Raw genomic sequence first — 22,206 nt, 5'->3', positions numbered from 1 at the left:
CAAAACAAATCCTGATCACCTACCGCCCTCTCTTATACTCCAGAATGGTCTCCGCGATCCGTGTATAATCCCGCTCGAACAGCTCCTCGCTGACCTGCCTGCGCAGGATCTCCTCCGGGACGCCGAGCAGGATCTTCTCTGTCACAAACTGCTTGCTCCGCTGCCGGTATCCGGGCAGACGGTTCAGCTCCTGGATGTGCGCCAGCTCCGGCCGCCACAGAAGGCTCAGCTGCTTCTTCCGGTTCACCTTCGGATTCTCCTTCGGCCTGCGCAAGATATAAAAGTCCGCCTCCCCGTCCACCTGCTCCACGGTGATGATCCCCCACCACTCTGGAACATGCTCCTCAATATGCATGGCATGGCTTACCCCCGCCGCCACATAATTATAGTCAAAATACTGATCATAATCCTTCACCTGCCGCGTAAGCCTGGCATAGGTGTCCGCGTCGCTCTTGATCTCGATCCCCACAAGCGCAGACGGAAGGACCATCACGATATCCGCCCGTGACCTTCCCATCTGCTTCTCCTCCAAAATCCTCATTTTACCGTAATACGCTTCCAGAAAATCAAAAAGCGGCTCACGGATGTCTTTATCGTACAGCATCTTTTCACCTGTCCCTGAATCGCTGGTAAAATTTCTCGGCTCCGCGGTTCTCTAATGACGTTCTTTATTCTTATTTCTATCTTCGTACAATCATGAGATAGCTTATATCTTTTAAATTATGATATTTGTCTTCCATAGCGATACCTCGAAAAGGATATAAAAATACAAAATGTCGGGATTTGATACAGTATTAAATATATATATCAAAGTTTTGTCATCGTTATATTTTACATTAAAGTTTATATTTTGTCTAGGTACAGAGACAGCCGGCTGCTGATCAAAAAAGAAGGACGGTTACTGTGAGCGCCCGGTCAGGGTGTGAGCAGTAACGAAGGACGAGGAGGATGGATGCTGACAACATTCATCTCACTCCCTTTGTGCAATGTGCTGTTTTTTTTACATTTTTATTGTCTATATTGATGCATTTACAATAATTTATTTTTATGCTACAATTTTCTTAAGGTAATACCTATTACATATTACTTTTTTCACACATATGGAAGATACAGGTCAAAAGAAAGGAATGAGGAACATCATGTACAAAGAACACGAATACTATCTGAAACGCTGCATCGAAATCTCAAAACGCTCCCGGGAAGCAGGCAATACCCCCTTCGGGGCGATCCTGGTAGACGCGGAGGGCAATATCCTGCTGGAGCAGGAGAATGTGGAGATCTCCACAAAAAAATGTACCGGCCACGCGGAAACGCAGCTGGTCGAACGTGCCTCCGTTCTGTATGAAAAGGATTTCTTATGGAACTGCACGCTGTACTCCACCGCAGAGCCCTGCGCCATGTGCTCCGGGGCCATTTACTGGGGCAATATCGGACGGGTCGTCTATGCCATGACCGAGCGAGAGCTGCTTTCCCTGACCGGCTCCGATGAGCAGAATCCCACCTTCGACCTTCCCTGCAGAGAGGTCTTTGCAAAGGGACAGAAGGACATCCAGGTGGTCGGACCTTTCCCGGAGATCGCTCCGCTGGCCGCAGAAGTACACGAGGGATACTGGAATCAATAGCCGTCCGCCGCGCGAAACTCTCCCCGGAGAGTTCCGCGTATGCCATTCGGCTGTTTTACAAGGTATACCCAAGGGCATCCCATTATGGCCATCCGGCCGTTTTACAAGGTATAAAATAAGGAGATACAAATGGAAAAAAATCAAGCACAACAACAAGATACCGAATTTTCGCTCTCCGCCGTACCGGAGAGTGAACGGAAAAGTTATTTCAGCCTGACCATCGTCTGGACCGGCTTCGTATTTGTCATCACCAGCATGATGGCAGGGGGCGGGCTTTCCGCCGGGCTGGATTTTAAAATGATCCTGGTTGCGGTCCTCCTGGGAAATGTCTTCCTGAGCGCTATCGCGATCCTGGTCAGCATCATCGCCAGCAAGACCGGACTGACCTTTGCGCTGATGACACGCTACAGCTTCGGAGAAAAGGGCTCCCGAATCGCGTCTATGTTTGTGCCCATCGTAAATATCGGCTGGTACACCATTCAGGCCGCTACCTACGGACATTTTATCGCGCAGGCATTCGGCTTCGGAGACATTGCGGAGCTGATCTGCATGGCAGTCAGCGCAGTAGTGATGGGAATCTTTGCAATGAAGGGGATCAAAGCCATCAGCATCCTGGGATACATCGCGATCCCCGCGATCATCTTCCTGTCGATGGCCACCTCCATCCGTGCCGTAGGCATGATCGGTCTGGACGGGCTTTGGAATTATACACCGGAGGGGCACATTACGTTATCCAGCGGGATCACCGTCGTGATCGGAACCTGGATCCTGTCCACCTCCACCTGCATCGCGGACATCATGCGCTACGCGAAATCCACAAAGGAAGCCATCGCGGCGACCCTGACCGGACTGCTTGGCGGAAATATTTTCATGATCCTCTGCGGGACCATCACCTCCGTTGCGGTAGGCGACAGCGACCTGACAAATGTGCTGCTGTCCATGGGTCTTCTGGTTCCGTGCCTGATCCTGATGACAACCAACATTTTTACCACAAATGCGTCGAACCTGTATTCCACATCCCTGAACCTATCCAATGCATTTCACATGGACCGTCAGAAGATTATTGTGGTACTGCTTGCCATCTCCGCGCTTGCTACACTGTGCAGGCCCTACCAGGTCGGATTTCTGTTTTCCTTCCTGGACCTGCTGGGAACCATCGTACCTCCGCTTCCAGGCATCATCCTTGCAGATTACTTCATCATCCACAAGGGAGAGTACAAGGATCTGGGCAGTGTAAAATTTGCGCGGTTTAACGCGGTTTCATGGCTGACCTGGGCGATCGCGCTTGCCGGAGTCTACCTGATCCCGTTCGGACTGCCTGCGCTCAAAGGCCTGATCATCGGCGGCGCGCTCTATCCGATCCTGATGAAAGTAACGAAGAAACAAGTCGCACAGTAGGAAGGAGATTATGATGGGAAAATATAAACTGGCAGCTCTGATCGGAACGATCATCATGGGAATCGGTTCCTTTATGGCCTGTCTCTGTTCCGTGCCCGCGCTGATCATGGCAGGAAATGTATTGCTGATCGTCAGCCTGTTTGTCATGACATATGCGTTTTCTTCATGGCAGCCGTAAATCACAGCTTTATCGGCCGGATGCATTGCGGCAAAACGCAAGGCATTATAAATAATAACGCTGTAGAATACAAAAACGCGCACTCATCCGGGTGCGCGTTTTTGTACACACAGGTCCACACTTATATTGACAGATTCCCGCTTATCCTTTATGCTTGGAGTCAAATGTACATTATGAAAAGGAGATCTGTATGTCCAACTATAAGCTAAACGCGTTTTCCCTGTCCGACCGGGCCAGGTTTGAGATTCAGAAATATATCGGCACCATGGATCTGCAGAAAGACAACAAGCTTCCCAGAGAGGAACGTCTTGCCGAGATCATCGGCGTCAGCCGCATTACGATCCGCCAGGCGCTCAACGACCTGGCAGCGGAAGGGCTCATTTTCCGCAGGCAGGGGCGAGGCACCTTTGTCAACGTAGATTCCCTGAACATCAAGGTTCACTTTAACCCCTGCATGGAATTTTCGCAGATGATCCGGAACAGCGGTTATGAGCCGTCGGTCAAGCTGGGAGACATCAAAAAAATCCCCCGGGATGAAGCGATCTGCGGGCTCCTTCATATGAAAGAAGACGAGGAGCTTGTGATCGCCGAGAAAATATTTCTGGCGGACGGGCAGTTCTGCGTATTCTGCCGGGATTATTTCAGCGCCTCCCAGGTGGGGGACGAGGCGTCTTTCCGGGAGTTCAGCAGGTACGAGGATTCCGTATTCAAATACATTTATCATGTATCCGGAAAAAAATGCGAATGGGACAAGGTGGAGATCGATACGATCATGTCCTCCGCGATGGAAGGTCTGTCCGGGTACGCGGAGCTCCGGGAACTGCCGGACATGCCGCTGCTGTACTTGAAGGGCATCAACTACGATACCAGCGACAGCCCGATCCTGTATGCTAATGAATATATCAATACCTCAATCATCAAATATAATATCATCCGCGCGAAGAATATTACTTATTGATAATCAGATCCGTGCCGTAAAAGTTAAACCATGCTGAATTGCGCTGAAAAAACACAGAAAGGAAGGTTTTCCCATGTCTGACAAAATACTGATTGTTGACGACGAGGCCGAAATCGCTGATTTAATTGAAGTGTATCTGAACAGCGAAGACTACACGGTCTTTAAATTTTACTCCGCGAAGGAAGCCCTCGAGTGCATCAATACCACTGAGCTGGATCTTGCGATCCTGGATATCATGCTTCCGGAGATCGACGGATTTACATTGTGCCAAAAAATCCGGGCAAAGTACACCTATCCGGTCATCATGCTGACCGCCAAGGACGGTGAGATGGACCAGGTCAAGGGGCTGACGCTCGGAGCGGACGATTACATCACAAAGCCTTTCCGTCCCCTGGAATTGATCGCAAGGGTGAAGTCCCAGCTGCGCCGGTACAAAAAGTACAACCCGGCCCATTCGGAGGACGAACAGGATCTGCTCACTCACTCCGGCCTGGTGATGAAACCTGACACCTACGAATGCTTTTTAAATGAAAAGCCGCTCACACTGACCCCGACCGAATTTTCCATTTTACGCATCCTCCTGGAAAACAAAGGGCGCGTGATCAGCGCGGAAGAACTGTTTCATCAGATCTGGAAGGACGAGTATTACAGCAAATCCAACAATACGATCACCGTGCATATCCGCCATCTGCGCGAAAAAATGAACGACACCTTGAGTAAACCAAAATATATCAAAACGATATGGGGGGTGGGGTATAAAATTGAAGGCTAACAACAGAGGAGAATATTCTGAATTTCAGTCAAAACTCATGGAACGTTTCTGCGTAAACGCGCTTCTTTCCGTTGCGGCCGTGATCCTGCTGTATCTGTTCCTCTGGAAACAGCGGGGCGGAAACCTGGTCATCACTCTATTGGTGACATTTACAACGCTCGAATATGAGCAGGCTTTCTATATCTATCACAATTATTTTAGAGGCTACAAGGAAATCTTTTTCGCGGCGGCGATCATTTTTCTATTTGTTGTGCTGCTCTGGCGCTTATTCCGGTGGATCACCCGATATTTTAAAGAAGTCAATCAGGGGATCGACGCCCTGCTGGCAGAAGATACGGCACAAATCCATTTATCGGCGGAAATGCTTCCCTTTGAAAAAAAGCTGAACGCAGTCAAGCAGACACTGACGCGGCAGAAGCAGGAAACCGCGCTTGCGGAACAGCGGAAAGACGAGTTGGTAATGTATCTTGCCCATGACATCCGCACTCCCCTGACCTCCGTGATCGGGTATCTGAATCTTCTGGACGAAGATCCGGATATGTCTGCCGCCGAACGCGCGAAGAATGTGCATATCACACTGGACAAGGCCTATCGGCTGGAAGAAATGATCAATGAATTTTTTGAGATCACCCGCTACAATTCCAGGCAGATCCAACTGGCAAAGGAACCCGTCGATCTGTACTATCTGCTTGTCCAGCTGTCCGACGAGCTTTCCCCGGTCTTCGCTCCCCACGGCAATTCCGTTGTGTTAAATATGGATGAAAATCTGACTGTCCGCGCCGACCCAGATAAGCTGGTCAGAGTATTTGGCAATATTTTAAGAAATGCGGCGGCATACAGCGACCCGAAAACCGAAATCACAATCTCAGCCGAAGAAACGGCCGAACAGGTCCGCGTTTCCTTCCAAAACCAGGGGGACCACATTCCCGCGGAAAAGCTCTCCCTGCTCTTTGATAAATTTTACCGGCTGGACAAGGCCCGCGTCTCCGACACCGGCGGCACGGGCCTGGGGCTGGCGATCGCAAAGGAGATCATCCTCCTGCACGGCGGTTCCATACACGCGGAAAGCGGCGGACATTCGGTCACGATCACGGTCTGCCTGCCCAGGACAGCTTGACGTATGGATGCGCAGGTTGGATGATCTTTAGATCATCCAACCGTACAGGTGGAATATGTTTATTCCTGCGGGGCAGCGATGGGCTGTCGGGAATTTATTCTGCAAAGTAAATTTCATATAAATTCGGGAAATCGTCTTTCCTGTCCTTAAGAGCATTCATCATATACATCTTCCGCGCCATAAAGATCAATCATTCTAAATACGGCGTCGATTAAATACCCGCCCTGCAGCCGGGAATAGTCCGCCATTATCTTGTCTGATCTGTCCGTTTTTTGTCGGAAGGGTGATGCCTTTCTTTTGCTTTTGAGCTGAAAATACCGGGTTAGAAGAGATTACTTTCGTAAGATTATTGTTTGCCGAATAAATTTTCATAACTTGCCCTCCCTTAATCTGTAGGTCATCTTAATATCTGCTTATAAGGTATATCGGCCGATTCTTCCCCAAATATTAGTTCAGCAATTGCGGCGTATACCCATCACGGATGTAATAAGGCGTATCATCCGCATAACGGTATTCTGCCTCTGTAATATCCGAACCAACTACCGATTTAAGAAAAGATAACATATTTAGGAAACCAACCAGCGTCTAAAGTCAGGGGCATTTAGATGTTGATATACCGGTTTATCCGGGTTAGGATTTTCTTAGGAATTAAACAATTTCATATTAAAGTTCTCAACTCCTTTGTTCCGTATAATAGGTACTGACAGAGGCATTATTTTATTTCTGTGCCGCATGCGCACATACGGAAAGGAGTTTTTATGATGAGAGAAAAATATATTAGAAATAATTTCCCAAATAATGTTTACCGGGGCCGCAGGCGCAAGCGTTTTGTAAGCCGTCTGACCGTCCCGCTTTTTCTGTGTCTATGTGCTATCATGGTTTTGGGATTTTCCTGGAAAGAAAGCCTGAAAAAAGAAGGAGCCTTTCAGATTCCGGCCATTTCTTTTGGGGATAATGCGCCTGCCGCAGATATACACGGAGAGCAAGGGACAGCAGAAAAACCAGCGCAGGCTTCCGCAGTACAGGGAGGAGAATCGCAGGCTTCTGATACAGATGTCCCATGGCAGCTTACTTTAGTCAATCAGCAGAATCCCATTCCAGACAATTATGAGCCGGATTTGGTCCAGGCGCCGGGCGGCGAATCGGTTGACAAACGCATTTACGAACCGCTGATGCAGATGCTGGAAGCCGCAAGGGAGGGGAACCTGGGGGAACTGCCGCTTGTCGTGTCCGGCTACCGCACGGCAAAGACGCAGCAGAAGCTTTACGATGAAAAAATCTGCGAATTCAAAAAGGAAGGGTATTCCGAGAGCGAAGCTGCAGAGCTGGCAGAGCAGTGGGTCGCCCTGCCGGGTTACAGCGAGCATCAGCTTGGATTTGCGGTAGATATTAACGGAGCAACCTGGGATGTTTATTTGTGGCTGCAGGAAAACAGCTATAAATACGGATTTATTTTCCGATATCCCGGAAATAAAACAGACATCACCGGGGTGGCCGAGGAGGTCTGGCATTATCGGTATGTCGGGGTGGAGGCGGCCACCGAGATGTATGAGCGGGGAATCTGTCTGGAAGAATATCTTTTTTAGAAAAAGTGAGCGCAAGATGGGGCACCTTTTGAGAGCGAACAAGAGATGCCCCATTTTTCACTCAGTCTCAATTTACAGTGCGCCCTTTGGACAATTCTTCACACACTCAAAGCAAAGTATACATTCCGTGCCGTTCTTTCGTTTACGGGAATTATCCGTAGCATCAACATCCATTGGACACACTTTTTTTGCATTTGCCGCAAGATACACATTTGCTTTTATCACATTGAATCCGGAGCAGTGAAAAATAACTCACAGGCTTCAAAAATGCAGAAACAAATATAAGAGAACCCGCAAATGTAATATACCGTATCCATCCGATCTGTTTTCTTGGAGCCACCGGGACCCTGTACGGGAGAAAATCAAGCACCATTGCAGTCCAGCAGGCATATCCGCACCAGCCCCTGCCGAAAAGCAGCGGCCCGAAAATTTTTGCGACTGCATAATGGATGGTTGCGGCTTCAAACACTCCCGTAAAAAGATAATACCAAAATCCCTCAATCTGCATATTTTCGCCGCAGATGAATCCCAAATAAACCAGTATATAAAGTCCGACTAAAAGCTGTGCGGCTCTGCGGGCATAAAAATGCGCTGACATTCTCTCATGCTTGTTCCGGTTCTTAATGCCACTACATAGCCTTTCTTTCCAGCGCTTAAAGCTGCATGCGGCTCATGGGTATTGCACCAGGGTGTACATCTGTCAATAAAAGCTTTAAACTGTCCGAGAATGTCTGCCCAATAAGAAGGCGATACAGATATGATGATGTCTTCCCACTCGTAGTTTTCCATTATTTTATCAACATCATCATGCTGAACATGGATTTTTCCAGATCATCACTGCCGTATCGTAATCTGCTTTTACGCTTCGGAACAGCCTGATATCGCACATTGTTTTTCACCTCTCCAATAACAGCAGGCCCGTTTTGCCTTTTTCAGCCCGATATAAATGCCCACAAAACAAGTATATGGTTTAATGATGGTTTCAAAGTGCTGCCTGTCGCCGAGGGCGAATTTATTATCTGCCGCAAGCCAATCGCCCCATGCCTGGCGAAAGCAGTCCATTTCCCAGGTTTTCACCGACTCGATCCGGTCGCTTCTGCCGATGAGTTCTTTCCATTGCTTTGGGCTTTTAAACATATAACTCTCATCTCCAAGCCAATTGACAAGAAGCTCTTCGGCTCTGCCTGTATATTCATCTTTCAGACCGGGAATCCCGATCAAAACCACTCCATTCTCTTTCAAAAACGGCAAAAGCTTTTCCCGAAAAAATCCCTTGCTCCCCGCAAAATAATGATAGGAGTCGATACTGATCAGAGCACGGAACTGCTTTTTTTCAAAATGAAGATCATTCGCGTCTTCACAAACAGGCGTGATCTGCTCTCCAACACCCCATTCAGCAAAACGCTTCCCATTTTCTTCCGCGCTTACCCATAGATCATCTGCGAAAACTCTCGCTCCGGTCTCTTTCGCAATGATAAGACTTGTCAGTCCCGTCCCGCATCCCAGGTCGAGGACCACATCATCCGGATGAAGCCGCAGCGGATATTTATGGAACAGCTCTTCCAATATCCTTACGCTGTTTGGCCCCATCATAGTTTCTGCCGAAATATATTCCTTATAGTCATCCGTTTTCATATGCCCTGCCCCTTTTCAGTGATCATGCCTATTTAAGTTTTATCAGACGTTCCTGTTGACTTAAACCATCTTCAATCAGTACCGCATTAATGTTCTCCATATTGGAAATGCATATCAGTTCATTTGTCTGTTGCGACGTAAGTTCCGGTGGAATAAGATTAGACTTAATTGCATCTGTATGTATACGGTAATTTATTTTTGCCAGTTCCCTCTTGGCAGTCCATCCCAGCAGTGCTTGTTCCTCTTTCTTTAACTTTTCAAATTCTTTTATCAAATATAGTTTAAATTGCGGAGACAACCAGCTCGCAAATTCAAAAGCAATATCTTTGTAGGCATATGTGCCTCCATATCTGCCGGCTTTCGCTATAATGCCCTTAGAGTTCGTTCGTGATACCCACTGCTTAACCGACATAATAAAACGATTCAAGCCTGCCTCCAACATAATTTCTTCATACGCAGTAATATTGAAATCTGCATTATACATTTCTTCCCAAATGCCAAGGAATTCTATCGTATTTTTATTACGCAGCCATTTTTCTATTAAAGCTGGTCCATTTTGCATTTTTCTTACCATATCAGTCAAAGACTTGATATTTCAATGAGCATGCTTCACAACTTTTTTATCCGTCTTTATCATTTCTCTCTTATCTGTACCGTCCGGCACAAATCTGAATACGACAAATTCCGTTATTTCATCCGTATCATTTTTAAACGTATGGACACTGTGATGAACTCTTACAATATCATTTTTGACCGCATAGCAGGATTTTTCAATTCCATTGCAGTCTACATATTTGCACAGTAATTTTCCTTTAGTGATCAAAATATTTTCGTCAATTTTTTCATGGAAATGCCACTCCTGGACCGTATGCGGCATAATCCTGTTTAAATGGATTTCCGCCTCATCAAAAATATAATAATTGACTTCCGTGCCCTTCTCCTTGATCACATGAATAGAATCCTTTTCATGGATCACTTCAAGATCTGCCATATCTGATATACCTCGTTTCAATCCTACTTTCGTTCATCAAGCATGCAATAAATCACAATAGCCTGCTGTACCTCTAACAAAAATCTCTTAAACTGATAGCCGGCAAAATAATCAGAATCGATCACATCTTCGGATACTTCCTCGCCGCGATAGAATGGCGGACAAGGGTTTAAAACAGCATTTTCATTTGCCATATCCATAATTTCTTTTGTGATCTGATAATTCTTAAAATCCCCGAGTTTGTCTGCCGGAAATGAATCTGTGCATATAACGTCTTTGCCTTTAACCGCTTCTTTTATATCTCTATATACCTGTACCCCTTCCATCTCGTATCCCTGTGGGCAGCATTGCGAAAATTCAAATCCTAAAACGCCCGCCGCCTCCTTCCATGAAAGACCAATGTTGCCGGATTCACCGCAGAAAAGATATTTGTCCTTTATAAATTCTTCTCTGATTTTAGATAATGAATACATATCTGAGATAATCTCACAAGGATGATTCCTGTCTGTCATTGCATTGATGATCGGAACAGCAGAGTATCGCGCAAGCGCCCTGATCACATCCATATTTCTGTGCCTTACAATGATAGCATCTGCCCAGAAATTCATATATCCGCAGACATCTTCCAGTTTTTCTTTTTTATCCAGGGTTTCCGATGGAAATAATATTGGCTGCCCGCCAAGCTGAAGGTTGTGGGGAAGATACTTTTCCCCACAAGCAATTGAGCAGAATTTACCTATTTTCAGCTAATTCCCGTTAATTGGGAAATGATATAAAACATGATTTCTTTCAAAATCTTGTGGGTCATATACAACCCCCTTATATCTTTTCATCATAAAAATCAACAAAATCCCCGAACAGCTCTAAATCCAATGAATTAAACCTTTTTTCCCTGTCAAGGTTTTTATGTATATAGTCAGCTCTATCCTTCGAAAACCGTTCCTTGTTTTCGGAGGCATTATAATCGTAATCAAGCGTTTCAAGCCATTTGTCAAATTCCGCATTAAATTCATCCCTATAAGTGTCATCATTGAAATAATTATGTCCCTTATCCTCGAAATGAATGAAACGGAACCGGGAATCATCTTTATACTTTTCATAATAAATGTCGTAGCCGTATTCGGCCGGAACAACTTCATCATCAAAGCTATGCAGGATCATAACGGCGGCATCGCTCTCTGAGAATCCGTCCAGCGCAGTATTTAAGGCATAGCCGCCGTATTTCATCCTCTCGTGGAGCTTCACAAACGGCAGTATAAGATAGATACCGTTCCCCGCCTGTTTTTTCCCCTCTGCTTCAAACATATCCGATGAAGAGTTAAAACCGGAACACGCAATAACTGCTTTTACTTCAGGATGATATGTAAGTACACTACAAACACTGTAGCCGCCCCAGCTATGCCCAAATAAAACGATTGGCAGATCCGGAAAATTCCCGCTTTCTTCCACAAATGTGATTGCATAGTCAAGATCTATGACTCCCTGCGGAAGCCCTCCGACTCCTTCTCCTTCGCTTTCATCATTTCCCGTAGCATCATAAGCAAAAACGCTGTATCCATGATGCGCAAAATAGTTCGCACAGTCCATATAAGAGTTGTGCCCTCCGTCGCCAAATCCGTGAGCCATTACGACGATTCCATGCGGTCTTTCCTCCGTGGTATACAGATATCCCGTCAATTTCTGTCCTTTATTGGAAACAAACTCATATTTCGTGCACTGCAATCCGTTAAAATCATCAACACGCCGTATAAATGCCTCATCACTTTCAAAACGCTGGTTAAAATTCTCATTGTATATTATCACAGATAATGCCCAATCTCCGACAATGAGCAGCACAATTACGACAGATAATACAATAATGAGAATTTTTCTCTTGGATTTTGTTTTCATATTGGTCACCTCTTCTGCCTTATAGCTTCAACACAGCAATCAATTCATTGCAATCTGCATTACCGCACGGGAGTGTTCTTATAAATTCCAATGATATAAAATGCTCCATTTTCATAGTATGCATTTACACTTCTTACATATGGGACTCCGTCCTCAACGGTTGCTAATGCAATGACAGTATCTTTTCCAAAACGTTCAACCATTATTTTTTCAGCTTCTGAACTTATGTTTTTCATGGGGGATCTCCTTTACAGCTTCTGATTTTACGCTTCCTACAACTTCCGCACAACTGGAATTTATCTTTCAAAACTAATCTATTATTAATACTTATGATTCATTTCCTTGAACCTGATTCGAATATATCAAAATTATTTTAAACAATTTAGAATTACTGTAACCATCATTTCCATTTCATCTGGTCTTGATTCCGCAATCATTATTGTGAGTGCTACAAGAGTATGATCATCTATAAGTTTTCTCCCGTCAGCAAAAAGTCTCTTATTTTTGTCTAAAAAATACAGAAATATTGTTGCTGCTATTCTTTTATTTCCGTCAAAAAAACTATGGTTCTTTGTGATAAAATAAAGTAAATGAGCCGCCTTTTCTTCCAATGTAGGATATATATCCTGACCATCGAACGACTGATAGATATTACCTATACTTCCTCTAAAAGAATCGTCCTTTTCTTTTCCAAAAAGATCAGATTCATCTCCAAATCGCATATTTTTAATTACTTCCTGACATTCTTCATAAGTAAGTTCGTATATCGCAATATTCCCGGTTGGGCGGGTCATATTTTGATGGTCGTAAGAATCCAGCAATTCTAATGCTTCACTATATTTTTCTATGACGGTTAGTACTTGTCTGCTATCCAATTCATTTTCTGTACGTTTCATAATCCGTATCACCTCGCCAAGCTGATTGATACGACTATTATTTACAGCATATCCCTGCAAAATGTATTGCTTTAAAACCGAATTCGCCCATTTGCGAAATTCTACACCCCGTTTCGATTTAACACGATATCCAACAGATATAATCATATCTAAATTATAATATTCAACATCCCTTTCTACATCTCTATTGCCCTCCCGTTGAACTGTCGCAAATTTTGCGACAGTTGAATAATCCACTTCTTCTTTAAGTGCATTATTGATATGCTTACCAATTGTCTTAACGTCTCTTTCAAACAAATCCGACATTTGGTTACGATTTAGCCACACTGTCTCATTTTCTATCTGTACAGATAAGGTTATCTTTTTATCATTCGTCTCAAATAATACAACTTTGTCCCTACTCATAACCCCTCCTTATTCCTATACTCAGTTTCATCCATGTTCATACCAGGCAATTTTTTCTGTAATATTTAAGACTCTTAGCTATGCCAATATACCGCTTTTTATAAACTCGATCAATTTTTCTAAATCGTCAAAATTGTCGTAATCTCCTATTACCCCTTCGCGATGGTAGATCACTCCATTTTTTTCGTTTCTTTCAAGACAATCCAGCAGTTCTTCAATCCCATATCTTTTCGCGAATTCTGTAAATCCGTATGGTTTCATTTTCGACAAGATTCCTTTATGGCAGTCATTTTCACATAAAAAACAGTTTGATATTTCTTTCTCAATCGAGCACTTTCGATTTTCACACCATTCTTTATCAATGCACTCATCAGAGCTGCAGCCATTACATGTAATGTTTTCAGAACATAAACAGCAGGCCAGACCACATCTTGCAATCCCAAGTTCTCTTTTCATTTGAATTTCTCCTTTAGATTCTTATCTTTTGAGAGGCTGCCAAACGATATATTCCGTTCAGCCACCCAAAAAATGGGAATTTATCTTTTTATATAGATTAAATCCGTCATACCATTATACGATTGTGTTTTGAGCAGCCTCAACTTAATTTCATGGTCAGTCTTTTCAAAAAGCCGAATGCCTGAACCTAAAATCGTTGGAATAACCGTAATATAATAACAATCAATCATATCTTCCTTAACGAACTGCTGGATAAGGTTTGCGCCACCGCATATCCAAATCCCTTTTCCGTTTTCTTCTCGTAGTTTTTTTATCAACTCAACGGGGCTTTCATTGGTAAAATGAATTTTCTCAGAAGACGTTTTTGGGTTGTGTGTTACAACATAGGTTGCAAAATCGCTATATACCCACTCGTTTGGTGAAAGTTCAGTAACAATTTGATGATAAGTATTCCACCCCATTATCACAGTATCAATATCTTTCACAAATTCAGAATATGCGTCAATGTTATCATCATTACCCTGCCCGGCCAGCCAATCAACGCGGCCTTTACTATCTCCAATATATCCGTCAAGGCTCATCGCAATAAACAAACTGATTTTTTTCATAGATTTTCCTTTCGACTCATAAATTGGAATTTGGAAGTGATTCAAAAAACATCTTATCTTACATAACCTTTTCTTCGGGCATAATCTCCAATGATAAAAGCAAAAGCCTTAAGTCGATAATATAACCGGAAAAGTTGCTATCCATGTAACCAATATAGAACTAAGCACGATAAGCGACCATGTCAATGTTCCCGAAATAGCAATGTCGCATATGCAGCATACCATAATACCAGTTATCATAGCGCTTGTGTATATTGTTGATATTATGGCATTCTTGTTCATGTTATTCTCATATTTCCTTTTCAATTCAATGAGATTTTCATTGACTTTTTTTTCGTAATTATTCATTTCTATCCTCTCCCCACTCAATAGTTCATTGACCGTAACACCTAAAATATTGCAAAGTTCTGACCTTTCCTGTATCAATTTGATTCATCAAAATATGCCTCCTTCATGTTACACTTTACAATTCTTATCAGTTCTTATACACGAACTGTAAGTAGAATCACCAAACTCAACCTTTGGTTGGGAGAGGTATTGTGTTTGAAAAAATCTGATGTTGTCACTAAAGTTTATATTGCATGAAATTTCCATTATGAATAAATCCTAAATTTGAATATAACTTAGCCCCTGTATTTGATGCCATAATCCATTTCCATCATTTCCTTCCACAAACAATGATTTGTCTATTCGATTGTATCATGATGCCAGGCTTTTTTCTACGAAAATGCACTGAATTTTTTCTTGCGCTGCCCAATGTCCGTGTGCTAAAATAAGAAAAAGCTTATTTTCTAAAGTTCAACGATACTGGAGCATCGGATTCCGGTATATCTGCAACATATCAATGCAAGGGACTCTATTCCCTTCCCTTTCAAAAAATTCGTGCTTTTATCCAGATAAGCAGGAGGTTTTCTGAATGGTAAGCAGGAAAATCTCCTGGACACAACAGAATAAGGAGGTTTTCTATGGAATTGAAGAAAAAAAGAGTGATCTATTGGCACCCTGCATTTTATGCGGACATTCAGATTGAGCTGAAAGACGAGGCAGACAAGCTGACATATGAAAATGAACATCACCTGAGTAAAAAGCCGATGCAGATTGATGTGCTGATCATCAAGAACAAAGCAGATGTAACGCGTGCAGACAGTATTTCCGCAAAGGAAGTGACGATCACGTTTGTCTCGGAACGATATCCCCGAAAGCTGATCCGGCATCTGCGGACGATTCGGAAGTATGAGGTCGAAAAGGCGGAAGATGGTATCTACAATGTAAAGGGCGATGTATTTTCCATACAGATTCTGGTGACGAAGGAGCTGTCCGAAAAGGAAAATCTCTGGCTGAAAAGTCTGACCAATAACCTGAAAGGTTCGGATAATGCCAGAAAACTGATAGAGGATTATCAGAAGAACCAGGAGAATGAATTATACAAGTCGGCTCTGGAGGCAATCATACATGCAAATGAGAAGGTGTTTAAGGAGGTAAATGGTATGAGCATAGAGGATACTTTTATGGAATTTGTGCAGAAAAAATTCGACCGAAGGCTGAAAGAAGAAACGGAGAAGGCTGTAGGAGAGGCCGTAGAAAAAGGAGTTGTAGTACCTGTTGAGGAATCAGAAAGAAGAGCAGAGGCGGCAAGGCTCACAGAACGCGTCTCTCTGATCTGGAAAAAATGCGCAAAGAACAAGTCTCTGTCAGACATCGCAGAAGAGATGGAGACTGAATCGGAGGAAGTTCTTCCAATCTACAATGTGATCATGCAGAATCCTGGAAAAACATTCGAAGAGATCTGCGAACTGGTAGTCGGTTAAATACAAGAATCTGGAACAACAGGAAGTTTTGAAGTCTGTTGCTCCGGATATTCCTTAATATCAGACTTAAATAAAAACTTTATTCTATCGTCCGAAAACAAAATATCAGAAGTTAAGCTACATTAAATGAAAAACTATTTCCAATATGTTCTCTAAAAAATGTTCCATGTTTTTCTGAACAAACAAAGTTTGCTTCAATGTTTGCATCTTCACTAAGGACAGATATTGCCGTTCCTTTTGGAAGTTGCATCAATTCTTTTTATATAATACCAATGTCATTTTTTCGTTTATCGTTTTAAACTCTCCTGTTTGACAGTATCCCATTTTCTCATATAAATAGCAGTTGCCTTTTTCCTCCAATATTGTATCCAATTCCCAATCGGAACATCCATGTTTTTCTTCTGCTAATTTTATTGCCTTTTGCGCCAATCCTCTATTTCTGTATTCCGGCATTACAAAAACAGGGGATATTCGCTTAGTTACACCATATTCATGTTTATCAACAACTCTGATAGCACCTGCTGCTATGCCATTTGTGATGATAAAATAGTAATAAGTAAATGGCTGGTTTAATCTCATAATTATATTGTCCATAGGCTCTGTTGCAGGACTGGTTTCTGTATCTTGATATTTGTCATATAATTCTTTAAAAGCTATTACTTGCATATTCCACAATTTTTCTGCATCTTCAATGCCTATTCTCACCAGTCTGACATCCATAGTAATTCTTTCCTCCAAATCCTAAAAACTTGTGTCACTTCCGTTTCCAGTTTTCCTCTTCAGCCATTCTCCAAAATGTTCGAAGCCTTTTTCAGTGCCAATTAATTCACCGATCATTGTTCCCAAAGCAAGGCAAAGCACAACCAGCATGGATTTTCCGCTGCTGATCTCCTGGCCATTTATTTCCAGCATTCCCTCCATTGCTCCGGCAATGGCTATAAAAAGGACGCTGATCCCACAGGCTTTACTTAATGATTCCTGCTGTTCCGGCCTGAATAATTTTCCGGCAAAGCGGCCAATCACTCCGCCTGTCACTATGCTGACACTATTGATAATTGCTCCAAGTCCTATCATCTTCTTTTCCCTTCGAACTCGATTCGAGTATACCAAAATTATTATAAACAATTTAAAATTACTGTAACCATCATTTCCATTTCATCTGCCCTCCCTTTGAACTGTCGCAAATTTTGCGACAGTTCAATAATCCACTTCTTCTTTTAGTGCATTATTGATATGCTTCCCATTCTATTTGTACAGATAAGGTTATCTTTTTATCATTTGTCTCAAATAATACAACTTTGTCCCTACTCATGAAACCTCCTTGTCAAAATGCGAAATTGCATCAGCATCATGTCCATTCATCATAAAATTCTTTTAGAAATTCACATATATCCGTCCCGCTTCTCCGCAATGATTTTTGTTCTCTTTTCATTTGATTTCTCCTCGTTACAAATCCCGTTTTTACACTTCCTGCAACTTCCCGACAAACTGGAATTTACTTATCTTCATCGTCAAGTCCGAGTGCCGTTTCAATTTCAGTATCCTCAGCTGTTTTCTTTCCAGTAATATCCTTATACGCTTCTTTTACACCGTTTTTTACTGCCCACTTCACAATAAAATACAATGCAATCAAAATAATGATTGCAGTTCCGCCACTGATTCCTAATTCTTCCCACATAATTTATTCCTCCAATTTCATAAATCCCGATTTTCTGTTTCCTATATCTTCCCGCCAAACAGGAAGTTATTGATACCTTCCTGTGTAAACATTTTTTGCTTCAGATGTCCATTTCTTAACAAACTCTGTCTTTGCGTCAGTATAAGCATCCCGATTATGTCCAAACATCTTCCACAATTTCAATTTCATCTTTTCGTATTCCTTGGCTATTTGTGTATGCTCATTCAAATAATCTCTAAAATACAATTCATCATTATCTCCAGTATAGCGGAGGTGTACATGAAAAACTTTATCAGCAAATCCGTCTTTCGTATATCCACGATTAAACGATATTCTGCCCGCTTCTTTTGACATCCGAATAAACCCGTTCTTTTCAATTACTTTTGCAGTGTTCTCAATATCGGAATCCTTTGATACTTCAATCAGTACATCAACAATATCTTTTGCCCATATTCCAGATATTGCAGTACTCCCAATATGACTAATTCTCTCAACCTGGCACTGTGACAATGTGATTTTCAGGAAAGATTCCATTTCATCATAAAATATATTCCATTTATCATTATGTGGGACAAGGAACACGGGAAACAGTTCCCATAATTCTTCCAAAGGCATTTCCGATAGTTCTTTTCCCATTTACACTATCCTCCACAATTCCTATCTCTCCTATTGCATCCAATCGATCTGCATCTTGCACTTTTTACATAAATCTGTGTATAGTTTTTCATGATTACGCTCCTGTATCTGCTCGGTAAATCCCAATTTGTCTATTCGATTGTATCATGATGCCAGGCTTTTTTCTACGAAAATGCACTGAATTTTTTCTTGCGCTGCCCAATGTCTGTATGCTAAAATGAGAAAAAGCGTATTTTCTAAAGTTCAATGATACTGGAACATCGGATTCCGGTATATCTGCAACATATCAATGCAAGGGACTCTATTCCCTTCCCTTTCAGAAAATTCGTGCTTTTATCCAGATAAGCAGGAGGTTTTCTGAATGGTAAGCAGGAAAATCTCCTGAACACAACAGAAAGCTTATCCATGAATCACCTCATACCGCAATCGAAGATATGAGTTTTCCAAAACCACGCATTCCTGTAATTTCAGCACACCCAATTTTGATAATTCGCTTTCTGACAACAAGGATTGTCCGTCAATTAAGGTAGAAGTATCTTTTCCGCCGATTAAAACAGGAGCGACAACGATATCAATGTAATCCATCAGCTTTTCACGAAGAAACAGCCCGTTTAATGTACCGCCGGTTTGTATCGTGATCCTCTCACATCCAAATTCTGATCTTAGTTTTGTAAGAACCTCTTTCAGCGACAGTTCTTTTTGATATATGATATGAAGGTTGTCTTCTTCCACTTCAAATGCCGGATGGTTTTCATTCGATGTAACCAGCACAAATTGTTTTGATAAAGCACAAAGATAACGTATGCCATGTTCCTTTAGATGCTGATTATCAATCGAAACAAAGGACACAGGCGTTTTTGGGGGCATGTCCTCTGTGTTTGCGCCGATCTTGGCCTGCACTCTGCCGGAATTCAGCGACCACAGATCCGTTGTCTGTTCGATTTCATAATATTGATGTAATCCTTCCTTCACTCCTGTGATTTTAGGAAAATCCTTATCCACGTCTAAGCTGTCTGACGCACCGGTGCTGATTTTTCCGTCAACAGACATCAGCATAAATAATGTTGTAACAGGTCTGTTCATTTTATACCTCCAATCGATTTATCTATCTGATTGTAACACAGCACCAGGCATATTTCCAGAACAAAGAGTATCGCTATCCAATGGAAACCGCTTCCATCCGGTAAGCTTCCCCTACCTGCGTCTCCCACACATAACGCCCCTTTTCATCCACAGAAACCGGAACTTCCTTCCCGGCCGTGGACACCGCAAGCTTCTCCCCGCAGCGGACTACAGCCCTTCCGCCCTTCTTCGCATAGAGAACCGCTTCCTTCAGCCTCCCGTCCTGCCAGCAGATATCCGTTTCAAATCCGCCTTCCGCGCAAAGTCCCGTCACACGCCCCTCTTTCCAGGATGAGGGCAGAGCCGGGAGAAGGCGGATCTCGTCCAGATGGCTCTGCAGCAGCATCTGCGCGATCCCGCAGGCGCCGCCCAGGTTGCCGTCAATCTGGAATACCCAGGGAATGCCCGGAATCCGGTCCAGCGGCGGGTGCATGTCGAACAGGTTGGGGGCGGTCAGCTTTCCTAACAGGTCATGGATATACCGGACCGCGCTGTCCCCGTCGCCGAACCGCGCGTACAGGTTGATGAGCCACGCGCAGCTCCATCCCGTATGTCCTCCTCCGTGCTGCATGCGCCGCTCCAGTGCCTTTTTTCCAGCCTCCAGCAGCTCCGCATTTTCATATTCATTGATCTGATTGGACGGAAAAATGGGATAGAGATGGGAAAAATGCCGATGGCCGATCTCCCATTCGTCATAGTCTTCCCGCCATTCCATCAGCTGACCGTGCCTGCCGACATCAAAGCCGGGCAGCTTTTCCAAAATCCGGACTGCCTGCTCTCCCAGGTCGGACTGCTTTCCAAGGATCCGCTCGCTCTCCAAAAACTGGATCAGAATATCCCGCAGGATTGCCGTGTCCATGGTGGAGCTCATGCAGAGCCGCCCGGTCTTTCCATTTTTCATGATATATGTATTTTCCGGAGAAACGGACGGGCAGATCACCAGCTCCCCCTCATCCTCCATCAGGAAATCCCCGAAAAACTGTACGCATTCAAACAAAATCGGGTACATCCGTTCCAGGAAATCCTGATCCATCGTATACCGGAAATGCTTCCAGATGTGGGTCGCCAGCCATGCGCCGCCCATCACCCAATAGGTCGCCGGAATGGCCAGATCCTGGGGAGCCGTATCCGCCCACACGTCGGTATTGTGGTGGGCCACAAATCCGCGGCAGCCGTACATTTCCCGGGCCGTGCGCTTTCCATTTTCCAGCATCCGCTCCAGATGCCCGAACAAAGGCATATGGCACTCGGAAAGGTTGCAGATCTCCGCGGGCCAGTAATTCATCTGGGTGTTGATATTGATGGTGTATTTGGAATCCCAGATGGGCTCCAGCTTTTCGCACCAGATCCCCTGCAGATTGGCCGGAAGCCCTCCCGGCTGGCTGCAGGACATCAGCAGGTAGCGGCCGTATGCATAGTAAAGCGCCGCCATTCCATGATCCGTACCACCCTCGGCAATCCGACGCAGACGCTCATCCGTGGGAAGCCGCTCCAGATCCGCGGTCATCTGCGGATGCGCTTTGTTCTCCGCTGCCCCGGCTCCCAGCACAAGCACCGACCTGCCAAACATTTTCGAATGCCTGCGGATATGTGCCTCCCGTACCTCCTCGAAGCCTTCAAACGTCAGCCCCGCCATTTGCTCCCGCAGATATGCATAGCAGTCGGTAATCTTCTTCTCCCGCAGCGGATAGGTGGTAACGCCGTTCACATAGATCACCGCCCGGTCGGCATTTCTGATCACCAGATGCTCCCCGATCGTCTGAACACTTCCGCCCTGTACGCAGGCCTTCGCCTGTATGCAGAACTCGCTCCCGCCTTTTCCCAGATCCCCGTCGATATAGATCGTGTCCTCTCCCGCGCTTCCCGCGCAGTTATAGTATCTCCCTCTCGTCAGCAGACCCGACATGGAAAGGCTTCCCGGCCTGTCCGCCGAGAATTCCACCGCCAGAGTATCCGCTTCCAGGGAAATGAAAGCCTTCATTATATAGGTGATCCCATTCTGCTGATAACGGACCGTGACGATTCCATTTTCCAGGTCCAGCTCACGCCGATACCCGGAAATCTCACCGCCGCTGTTTTGAATCTTGTAGGAAAATTCCCCCAGTGTCTGGAACGGCCTCTGGCTCTGTGGTGTTCCGGACAAGGCGTATACACTCAGCTCTTCGGCCTCCTCGATTTTTCCTTCCTTTATCAGGCGTCGGATTTCCGGAAAATGCTTCGACGCATCCGGATTGATCCGGTCGATCGGACCGCCGTAGACCACACTTTCCTCGTTCATCTGGATCCTGCCCGTAGATGGCTCGCCGTATACCATCGCTCCCAGACGGCCATTACCGAGAGGCAGCGCCTGCAGCCATTCCTTCGCATGATCCGCATAGAATATTTTGTACATTTTTTGTGTCTCCTCCATTATTATGAACCCGCCCCATCACGGTATTGACCGGATGCCA

24 protein-coding genes and 3 pseudogenes are annotated in these 22,206 nt (G+C 44.3%); 8 read left to right on the top strand and 19 right to left on the bottom strand.

The genetic code is table 11. The features are described from left to right. Positions 1–19 precede the first annotated feature (19 nt). Positions 20–604 carry a sce7726 family protein gene (locus tag ACTOY7_RS11460; RefSeq protein ID WP_160280882.1) on the bottom strand — a complete coding sequence of 195 codons (585 nt, stop codon included), beginning with the start codon at positions 602–604 and terminating at the stop codon, positions 20–22. Positions 605–1,139: 535 nt separating this feature from the next. Between ACTOY7_RS11460 and ACTOY7_RS11455 the strand changes: the two genes are divergently transcribed. The 6 genes from ACTOY7_RS11455 to ACTOY7_RS11430 all read left to right on the top strand — a co-directional run bounded on the left by ACTOY7_RS11455 (position 1,140) and on the right by ACTOY7_RS11430 (position 6,045). Continuing rightward, a complete protein-coding gene (locus tag ACTOY7_RS11455) occupies positions 1,140–1,622 on the top strand; it encodes a nucleoside deaminase (protein ID WP_160280881.1) in 483 nt (160 codons plus the stop codon). Between the two features lie 129 nt (positions 1,623–1,751). Further along, complete coding sequence (locus ACTOY7_RS11450) at positions 1,752–3,020, top strand: cytosine permease (protein WP_482671178.1); 1,269 nt, start codon at positions 1,752–1,754, stop codon at positions 3,018–3,020. Between the two features lie 10 nt (positions 3,021–3,030). After that, positions 3,031–3,198 (top strand): hypothetical protein, encoded by a 168-nt coding sequence (locus ACTOY7_RS11445; protein WP_160280879.1) that lies wholly within the window; start codon positions 3,031–3,033, stop codon positions 3,196–3,198. A gap of 190 nt (positions 3,199–3,388) precedes the next feature. Further along, positions 3,389–4,156 (top strand): GntR family transcriptional regulator, encoded by a 768-nt coding sequence (locus ACTOY7_RS11440; protein ID WP_160280878.1) that lies wholly within the window; start codon positions 3,389–3,391, stop codon positions 4,154–4,156. A 73-nt stretch (positions 4,157–4,229) separates the two neighbouring features. Continuing rightward, positions 4,230–4,928 (top strand): VanR-ABDEGLN family response regulator transcription factor, encoded by a 699-nt coding sequence (gene vanR / locus ACTOY7_RS11435; RefSeq protein ID WP_160280877.1) that lies wholly within the window; start codon positions 4,230–4,232, stop codon positions 4,926–4,928. 37 nt (positions 4,929–4,965) lie between these two features. Further along, on the top strand, positions 4,966–6,045 hold the full coding sequence (locus ACTOY7_RS11430) for a sensor histidine kinase (RefSeq protein ID WP_482671193.1): 1,080 nt from the start codon (positions 4,966–4,968) through the stop codon (positions 6,043–6,045). A 195-nt stretch (positions 6,046–6,240) separates the two neighbouring features. Here ACTOY7_RS11430 and ACTOY7_RS11425 read toward each other — a convergent pair whose 3' ends face one another. Beyond that, positions 6,241–6,417, bottom strand: a complete 177-nt coding sequence (locus ACTOY7_RS11425) for a hypothetical protein (protein ID WP_160280876.1) — start codon at positions 6,415–6,417, stop codon at positions 6,241–6,243. A 389-nt stretch (positions 6,418–6,806) separates the two neighbouring features. On the opposite strand from ACTOY7_RS11425, the gene ACTOY7_RS11420 reads away from it, so the two are divergent. Next, complete coding sequence (locus tag ACTOY7_RS11420; protein ID WP_482671192.1) at positions 6,807–7,631, top strand: M15 family metallopeptidase; 825 nt, start codon at positions 6,807–6,809, stop codon at positions 7,629–7,631. Between the two features lie 72 nt (positions 7,632–7,703). Here ACTOY7_RS11420 and ACTOY7_RS11415 read toward each other — a convergent pair. From ACTOY7_RS11415 to ACTOY7_RS11365, 11 genes and pseudogenes are all read right to left on the bottom strand, one after another. After that, a pseudogene (locus ACTOY7_RS11415) lies at positions 7,704–8,214 on the bottom strand (4Fe-4S binding protein); the annotation flags it as partial. Then, the gene (locus ACTOY7_RS11410; RefSeq protein WP_334306099.1) at positions 8,187–8,453 is read right to left on the bottom strand and encodes an NAD(P)H-dependent oxidoreductase; all 267 of its coding nucleotides are present in this window, start codon (positions 8,451–8,453) and stop codon (positions 8,187–8,189) included. The pseudogene ACTOY7_RS11415 and the gene ACTOY7_RS11410, both read right to left, overlap by 28 nt. A 36-nt stretch (positions 8,454–8,489) precedes the next feature. Further along, positions 8,490–9,266: an SAM-dependent methyltransferase gene (locus ACTOY7_RS11405; protein WP_482671177.1), complete on the bottom strand. Its 777-nt coding sequence runs from the start codon at positions 9,264–9,266 to the stop codon at positions 8,490–8,492. A 28-nt stretch (positions 9,267–9,294) separates the two neighbouring features. Then, positions 9,295–9,852 (bottom strand): annotated as a pseudogene (locus tag ACTOY7_RS11400) (KilA-N domain-containing protein); the annotation flags it as partial. A 9-nt stretch (positions 9,853–9,861) separates the two neighbouring features. Continuing rightward, the gene (locus ACTOY7_RS11395; RefSeq protein ID WP_482671176.1) at positions 9,862–10,257 is read right to left on the bottom strand and encodes a cupin domain-containing protein; all 396 of its coding nucleotides are present in this window, start codon (positions 10,255–10,257) and stop codon (positions 9,862–9,864) included. Between the two features lie 23 nt (positions 10,258–10,280). Beyond that, entirely contained in the window at positions 10,281–10,979 is a 699-nt protein-coding gene (locus tag ACTOY7_RS11390) for an ornithine carbamoyltransferase (RefSeq protein ID WP_482671191.1), read from the bottom strand. A 97-nt stretch (positions 10,980–11,076) separates the two neighbouring features. Beyond that, positions 11,077–12,147 (bottom strand): alpha/beta hydrolase, encoded by a 1,071-nt coding sequence (locus ACTOY7_RS11385; RefSeq protein WP_482671175.1) that lies wholly within the window; start codon positions 12,145–12,147, stop codon positions 11,077–11,079. 89 nt (positions 12,148–12,236) lie between these two features. Continuing rightward, a pseudogene (locus tag ACTOY7_RS11380) lies at positions 12,237–12,383 on the bottom strand (pyridoxamine 5'-phosphate oxidase family protein); the annotation flags it as partial. A gap of 132 nt (positions 12,384–12,515) precedes the next feature. After that, positions 12,516–13,448 (bottom strand): virulence RhuM family protein/type II toxin-antitoxin system death-on-curing family toxin, encoded by a 933-nt coding sequence (locus ACTOY7_RS11375; protein WP_482672185.1) that lies wholly within the window; start codon positions 13,446–13,448, stop codon positions 12,516–12,518. 78 nt (positions 13,449–13,526) lie between these two features. Continuing rightward, a complete protein-coding gene (locus ACTOY7_RS11370) occupies positions 13,527–13,904 on the bottom strand; it encodes a DUF3795 domain-containing protein (RefSeq protein ID WP_482671120.1) in 378 nt (125 codons plus the stop codon). An 80-nt stretch (positions 13,905–13,984) separates the two neighbouring features. Then, positions 13,985–14,512 carry a dihydrofolate reductase family protein gene (locus ACTOY7_RS11365; RefSeq protein ID WP_482671119.1) on the bottom strand — a complete coding sequence of 176 codons (528 nt, stop codon included), beginning with the start codon at positions 14,510–14,512 and terminating at the stop codon, positions 13,985–13,987. 965 nt (positions 14,513–15,477) lie between these two features. Here ACTOY7_RS11365 and ACTOY7_RS11360 point away from each other — a divergent pair. Continuing rightward, positions 15,478–16,320, top strand: coding sequence for a hypothetical protein (locus ACTOY7_RS11360; protein WP_482671118.1), 843 nt, complete (start codon positions 15,478–15,480; stop codon positions 16,318–16,320). 249 nt (positions 16,321–16,569) lie between these two features. Here the strand turns inward: ACTOY7_RS11360 and ACTOY7_RS11355 are convergent, their stop codons facing one another. The 6 genes from ACTOY7_RS11355 to ACTOY7_RS11330 form a co-directional block, all read right to left on the bottom strand. Next, the gene (locus ACTOY7_RS11355) at positions 16,570–17,040 is read right to left on the bottom strand and encodes a GNAT family N-acetyltransferase (protein ID WP_482671117.1); all 471 of its coding nucleotides are present in this window, start codon (positions 17,038–17,040) and stop codon (positions 16,570–16,572) included. Between the two features lie 21 nt (positions 17,041–17,061). After that, positions 17,062–17,394: a DUF554 family protein gene (locus ACTOY7_RS11350; protein ID WP_482671116.1), complete on the bottom strand. Its 333-nt coding sequence runs from the start codon at positions 17,392–17,394 to the stop codon at positions 17,062–17,064. 421 nt (positions 17,395–17,815) lie between these two features. Further along, positions 17,816–17,998: a DUF6019 family protein gene (locus ACTOY7_RS11345; RefSeq protein ID WP_160284673.1), complete on the bottom strand. Its 183-nt coding sequence runs from the start codon at positions 17,996–17,998 to the stop codon at positions 17,816–17,818. Positions 17,999–18,064: 66 nt separating this feature from the next. Beyond that, a complete protein-coding gene (locus tag ACTOY7_RS11340) occupies positions 18,065–18,634 on the bottom strand; it encodes a GrpB family protein (RefSeq protein ID WP_482671115.1) in 570 nt (189 codons plus the stop codon). Positions 18,635–19,033: 399 nt separating this feature from the next. Continuing rightward, positions 19,034–19,717, bottom strand: a complete 684-nt coding sequence (locus tag ACTOY7_RS11335; protein WP_482671114.1) for a dihydrofolate reductase family protein — start codon at positions 19,715–19,717, stop codon at positions 19,034–19,036. 73 nt (positions 19,718–19,790) lie between these two features. Then, positions 19,791–22,148 (bottom strand): glycoside hydrolase family 95 protein, encoded by a 2,358-nt coding sequence (locus ACTOY7_RS11330; RefSeq protein WP_482671113.1) that lies wholly within the window; start codon positions 22,146–22,148, stop codon positions 19,791–19,793. Positions 22,149–22,206 lie beyond the last annotated feature (58 nt).

The sequence above is a fragment of the Schaedlerella sp. genome (assembly GCF_056796775.1).
Note: the sequence above shows the minus strand (reverse complement) of the source record. Positions and strands in the feature narration are given on the sequence as shown.

Coding starts and splice junctions, on each gene's coding strand:
- ACTOY7_RS11460 (WP_160280882.1), bottom strand. CDS start 604: ATGCTGTACGATAAAGACATCCGTGAGCCGCTTTTTGATTTTCTGGAA.
- ACTOY7_RS11455 (WP_160280881.1), top strand. CDS start 1,140: ATGTACAAAGAACACGAATACTATCTGAAACGCTGCATCGAAATCTCA.
- ACTOY7_RS11450 (WP_482671178.1), top strand. CDS start 1,752: ATGGAAAAAAATCAAGCACAACAACAAGATACCGAATTTTCGCTCTCC.
- ACTOY7_RS11445 (WP_160280879.1), top strand. CDS start 3,031: ATGATGGGAAAATATAAACTGGCAGCTCTGATCGGAACGATCATCATG.
- ACTOY7_RS11440 (WP_160280878.1), top strand. CDS start 3,389: ATGTCCAACTATAAGCTAAACGCGTTTTCCCTGTCCGACCGGGCCAGG.
- vanR (WP_160280877.1), top strand. CDS start 4,230: ATGTCTGACAAAATACTGATTGTTGACGACGAGGCCGAAATCGCTGAT.
- ACTOY7_RS11430 (WP_482671193.1), top strand. CDS start 4,966: ATGGAACGTTTCTGCGTAAACGCGCTTCTTTCCGTTGCGGCCGTGATC.
- ACTOY7_RS11425 (WP_160280876.1), bottom strand. CDS start 6,417: ATGAAAATTTATTCGGCAAACAATAATCTTACGAAAGTAATCTCTTCT.
- ACTOY7_RS11420 (WP_482671192.1), top strand. CDS start 6,807: ATGAGAGAAAAATATATTAGAAATAATTTCCCAAATAATGTTTACCGG.
- ACTOY7_RS11405 (WP_482671177.1), bottom strand. CDS start 9,266: ATGAAAACGGATGACTATAAGGAATATATTTCGGCAGAAACTATGATG.
- ACTOY7_RS11395 (WP_482671176.1), bottom strand. CDS start 10,257: ATGGCAGATCTTGAAGTGATCCATGAAAAGGATTCTATTCATGTGATC.
- ACTOY7_RS11385 (WP_482671175.1), bottom strand. CDS start 12,147: ATGAAAACAAAATCCAAGAGAAAAATTCTCATTATTGTATTATCTGTC.
- ACTOY7_RS11375 (WP_482672185.1), bottom strand. CDS start 13,448: ATGAGTAGGGACAAAGTTGTATTATTTGAGACGAATGATAAAAAGATA.
- ACTOY7_RS11370 (WP_482671120.1), bottom strand. CDS start 13,904: ATGAAAAGAGAACTTGGGATTGCAAGATGTGGTCTGGCCTGCTGTTTA.
- ACTOY7_RS11365 (WP_482671119.1), bottom strand. CDS start 14,512: ATGAAAAAAATCAGTTTGTTTATTGCGATGAGCCTTGACGGATATATT.
- ACTOY7_RS11360 (WP_482671118.1), top strand. CDS start 15,478: ATGGAATTGAAGAAAAAAAGAGTGATCTATTGGCACCCTGCATTTTAT.
- ACTOY7_RS11355 (WP_482671117.1), bottom strand. CDS start 17,040: ATGGATGTCAGACTGGTGAGAATAGGCATTGAAGATGCAGAAAAATTG.
- ACTOY7_RS11350 (WP_482671116.1), bottom strand. CDS start 17,394: ATGATAGGACTTGGAGCAATTATCAATAGTGTCAGCATAGTGACAGGC.
- ACTOY7_RS11345 (WP_160284673.1), bottom strand. CDS start 17,998: ATGTGGGAAGAATTAGGAATCAGTGGCGGAACTGCAATCATTATTTTG.
- ACTOY7_RS11340 (WP_482671115.1), bottom strand. CDS start 18,634: ATGGGAAAAGAACTATCGGAAATGCCTTTGGAAGAATTATGGGAACTG.
- ACTOY7_RS11335 (WP_482671114.1), bottom strand. CDS start 19,717: ATGAACAGACCTGTTACAACATTATTTATGCTGATGTCTGTTGACGGA.
- ACTOY7_RS11330 (WP_482671113.1), bottom strand. CDS start 22,148: ATGTACAAAATATTCTATGCGGATCATGCGAAGGAATGGCTGCAGGCG.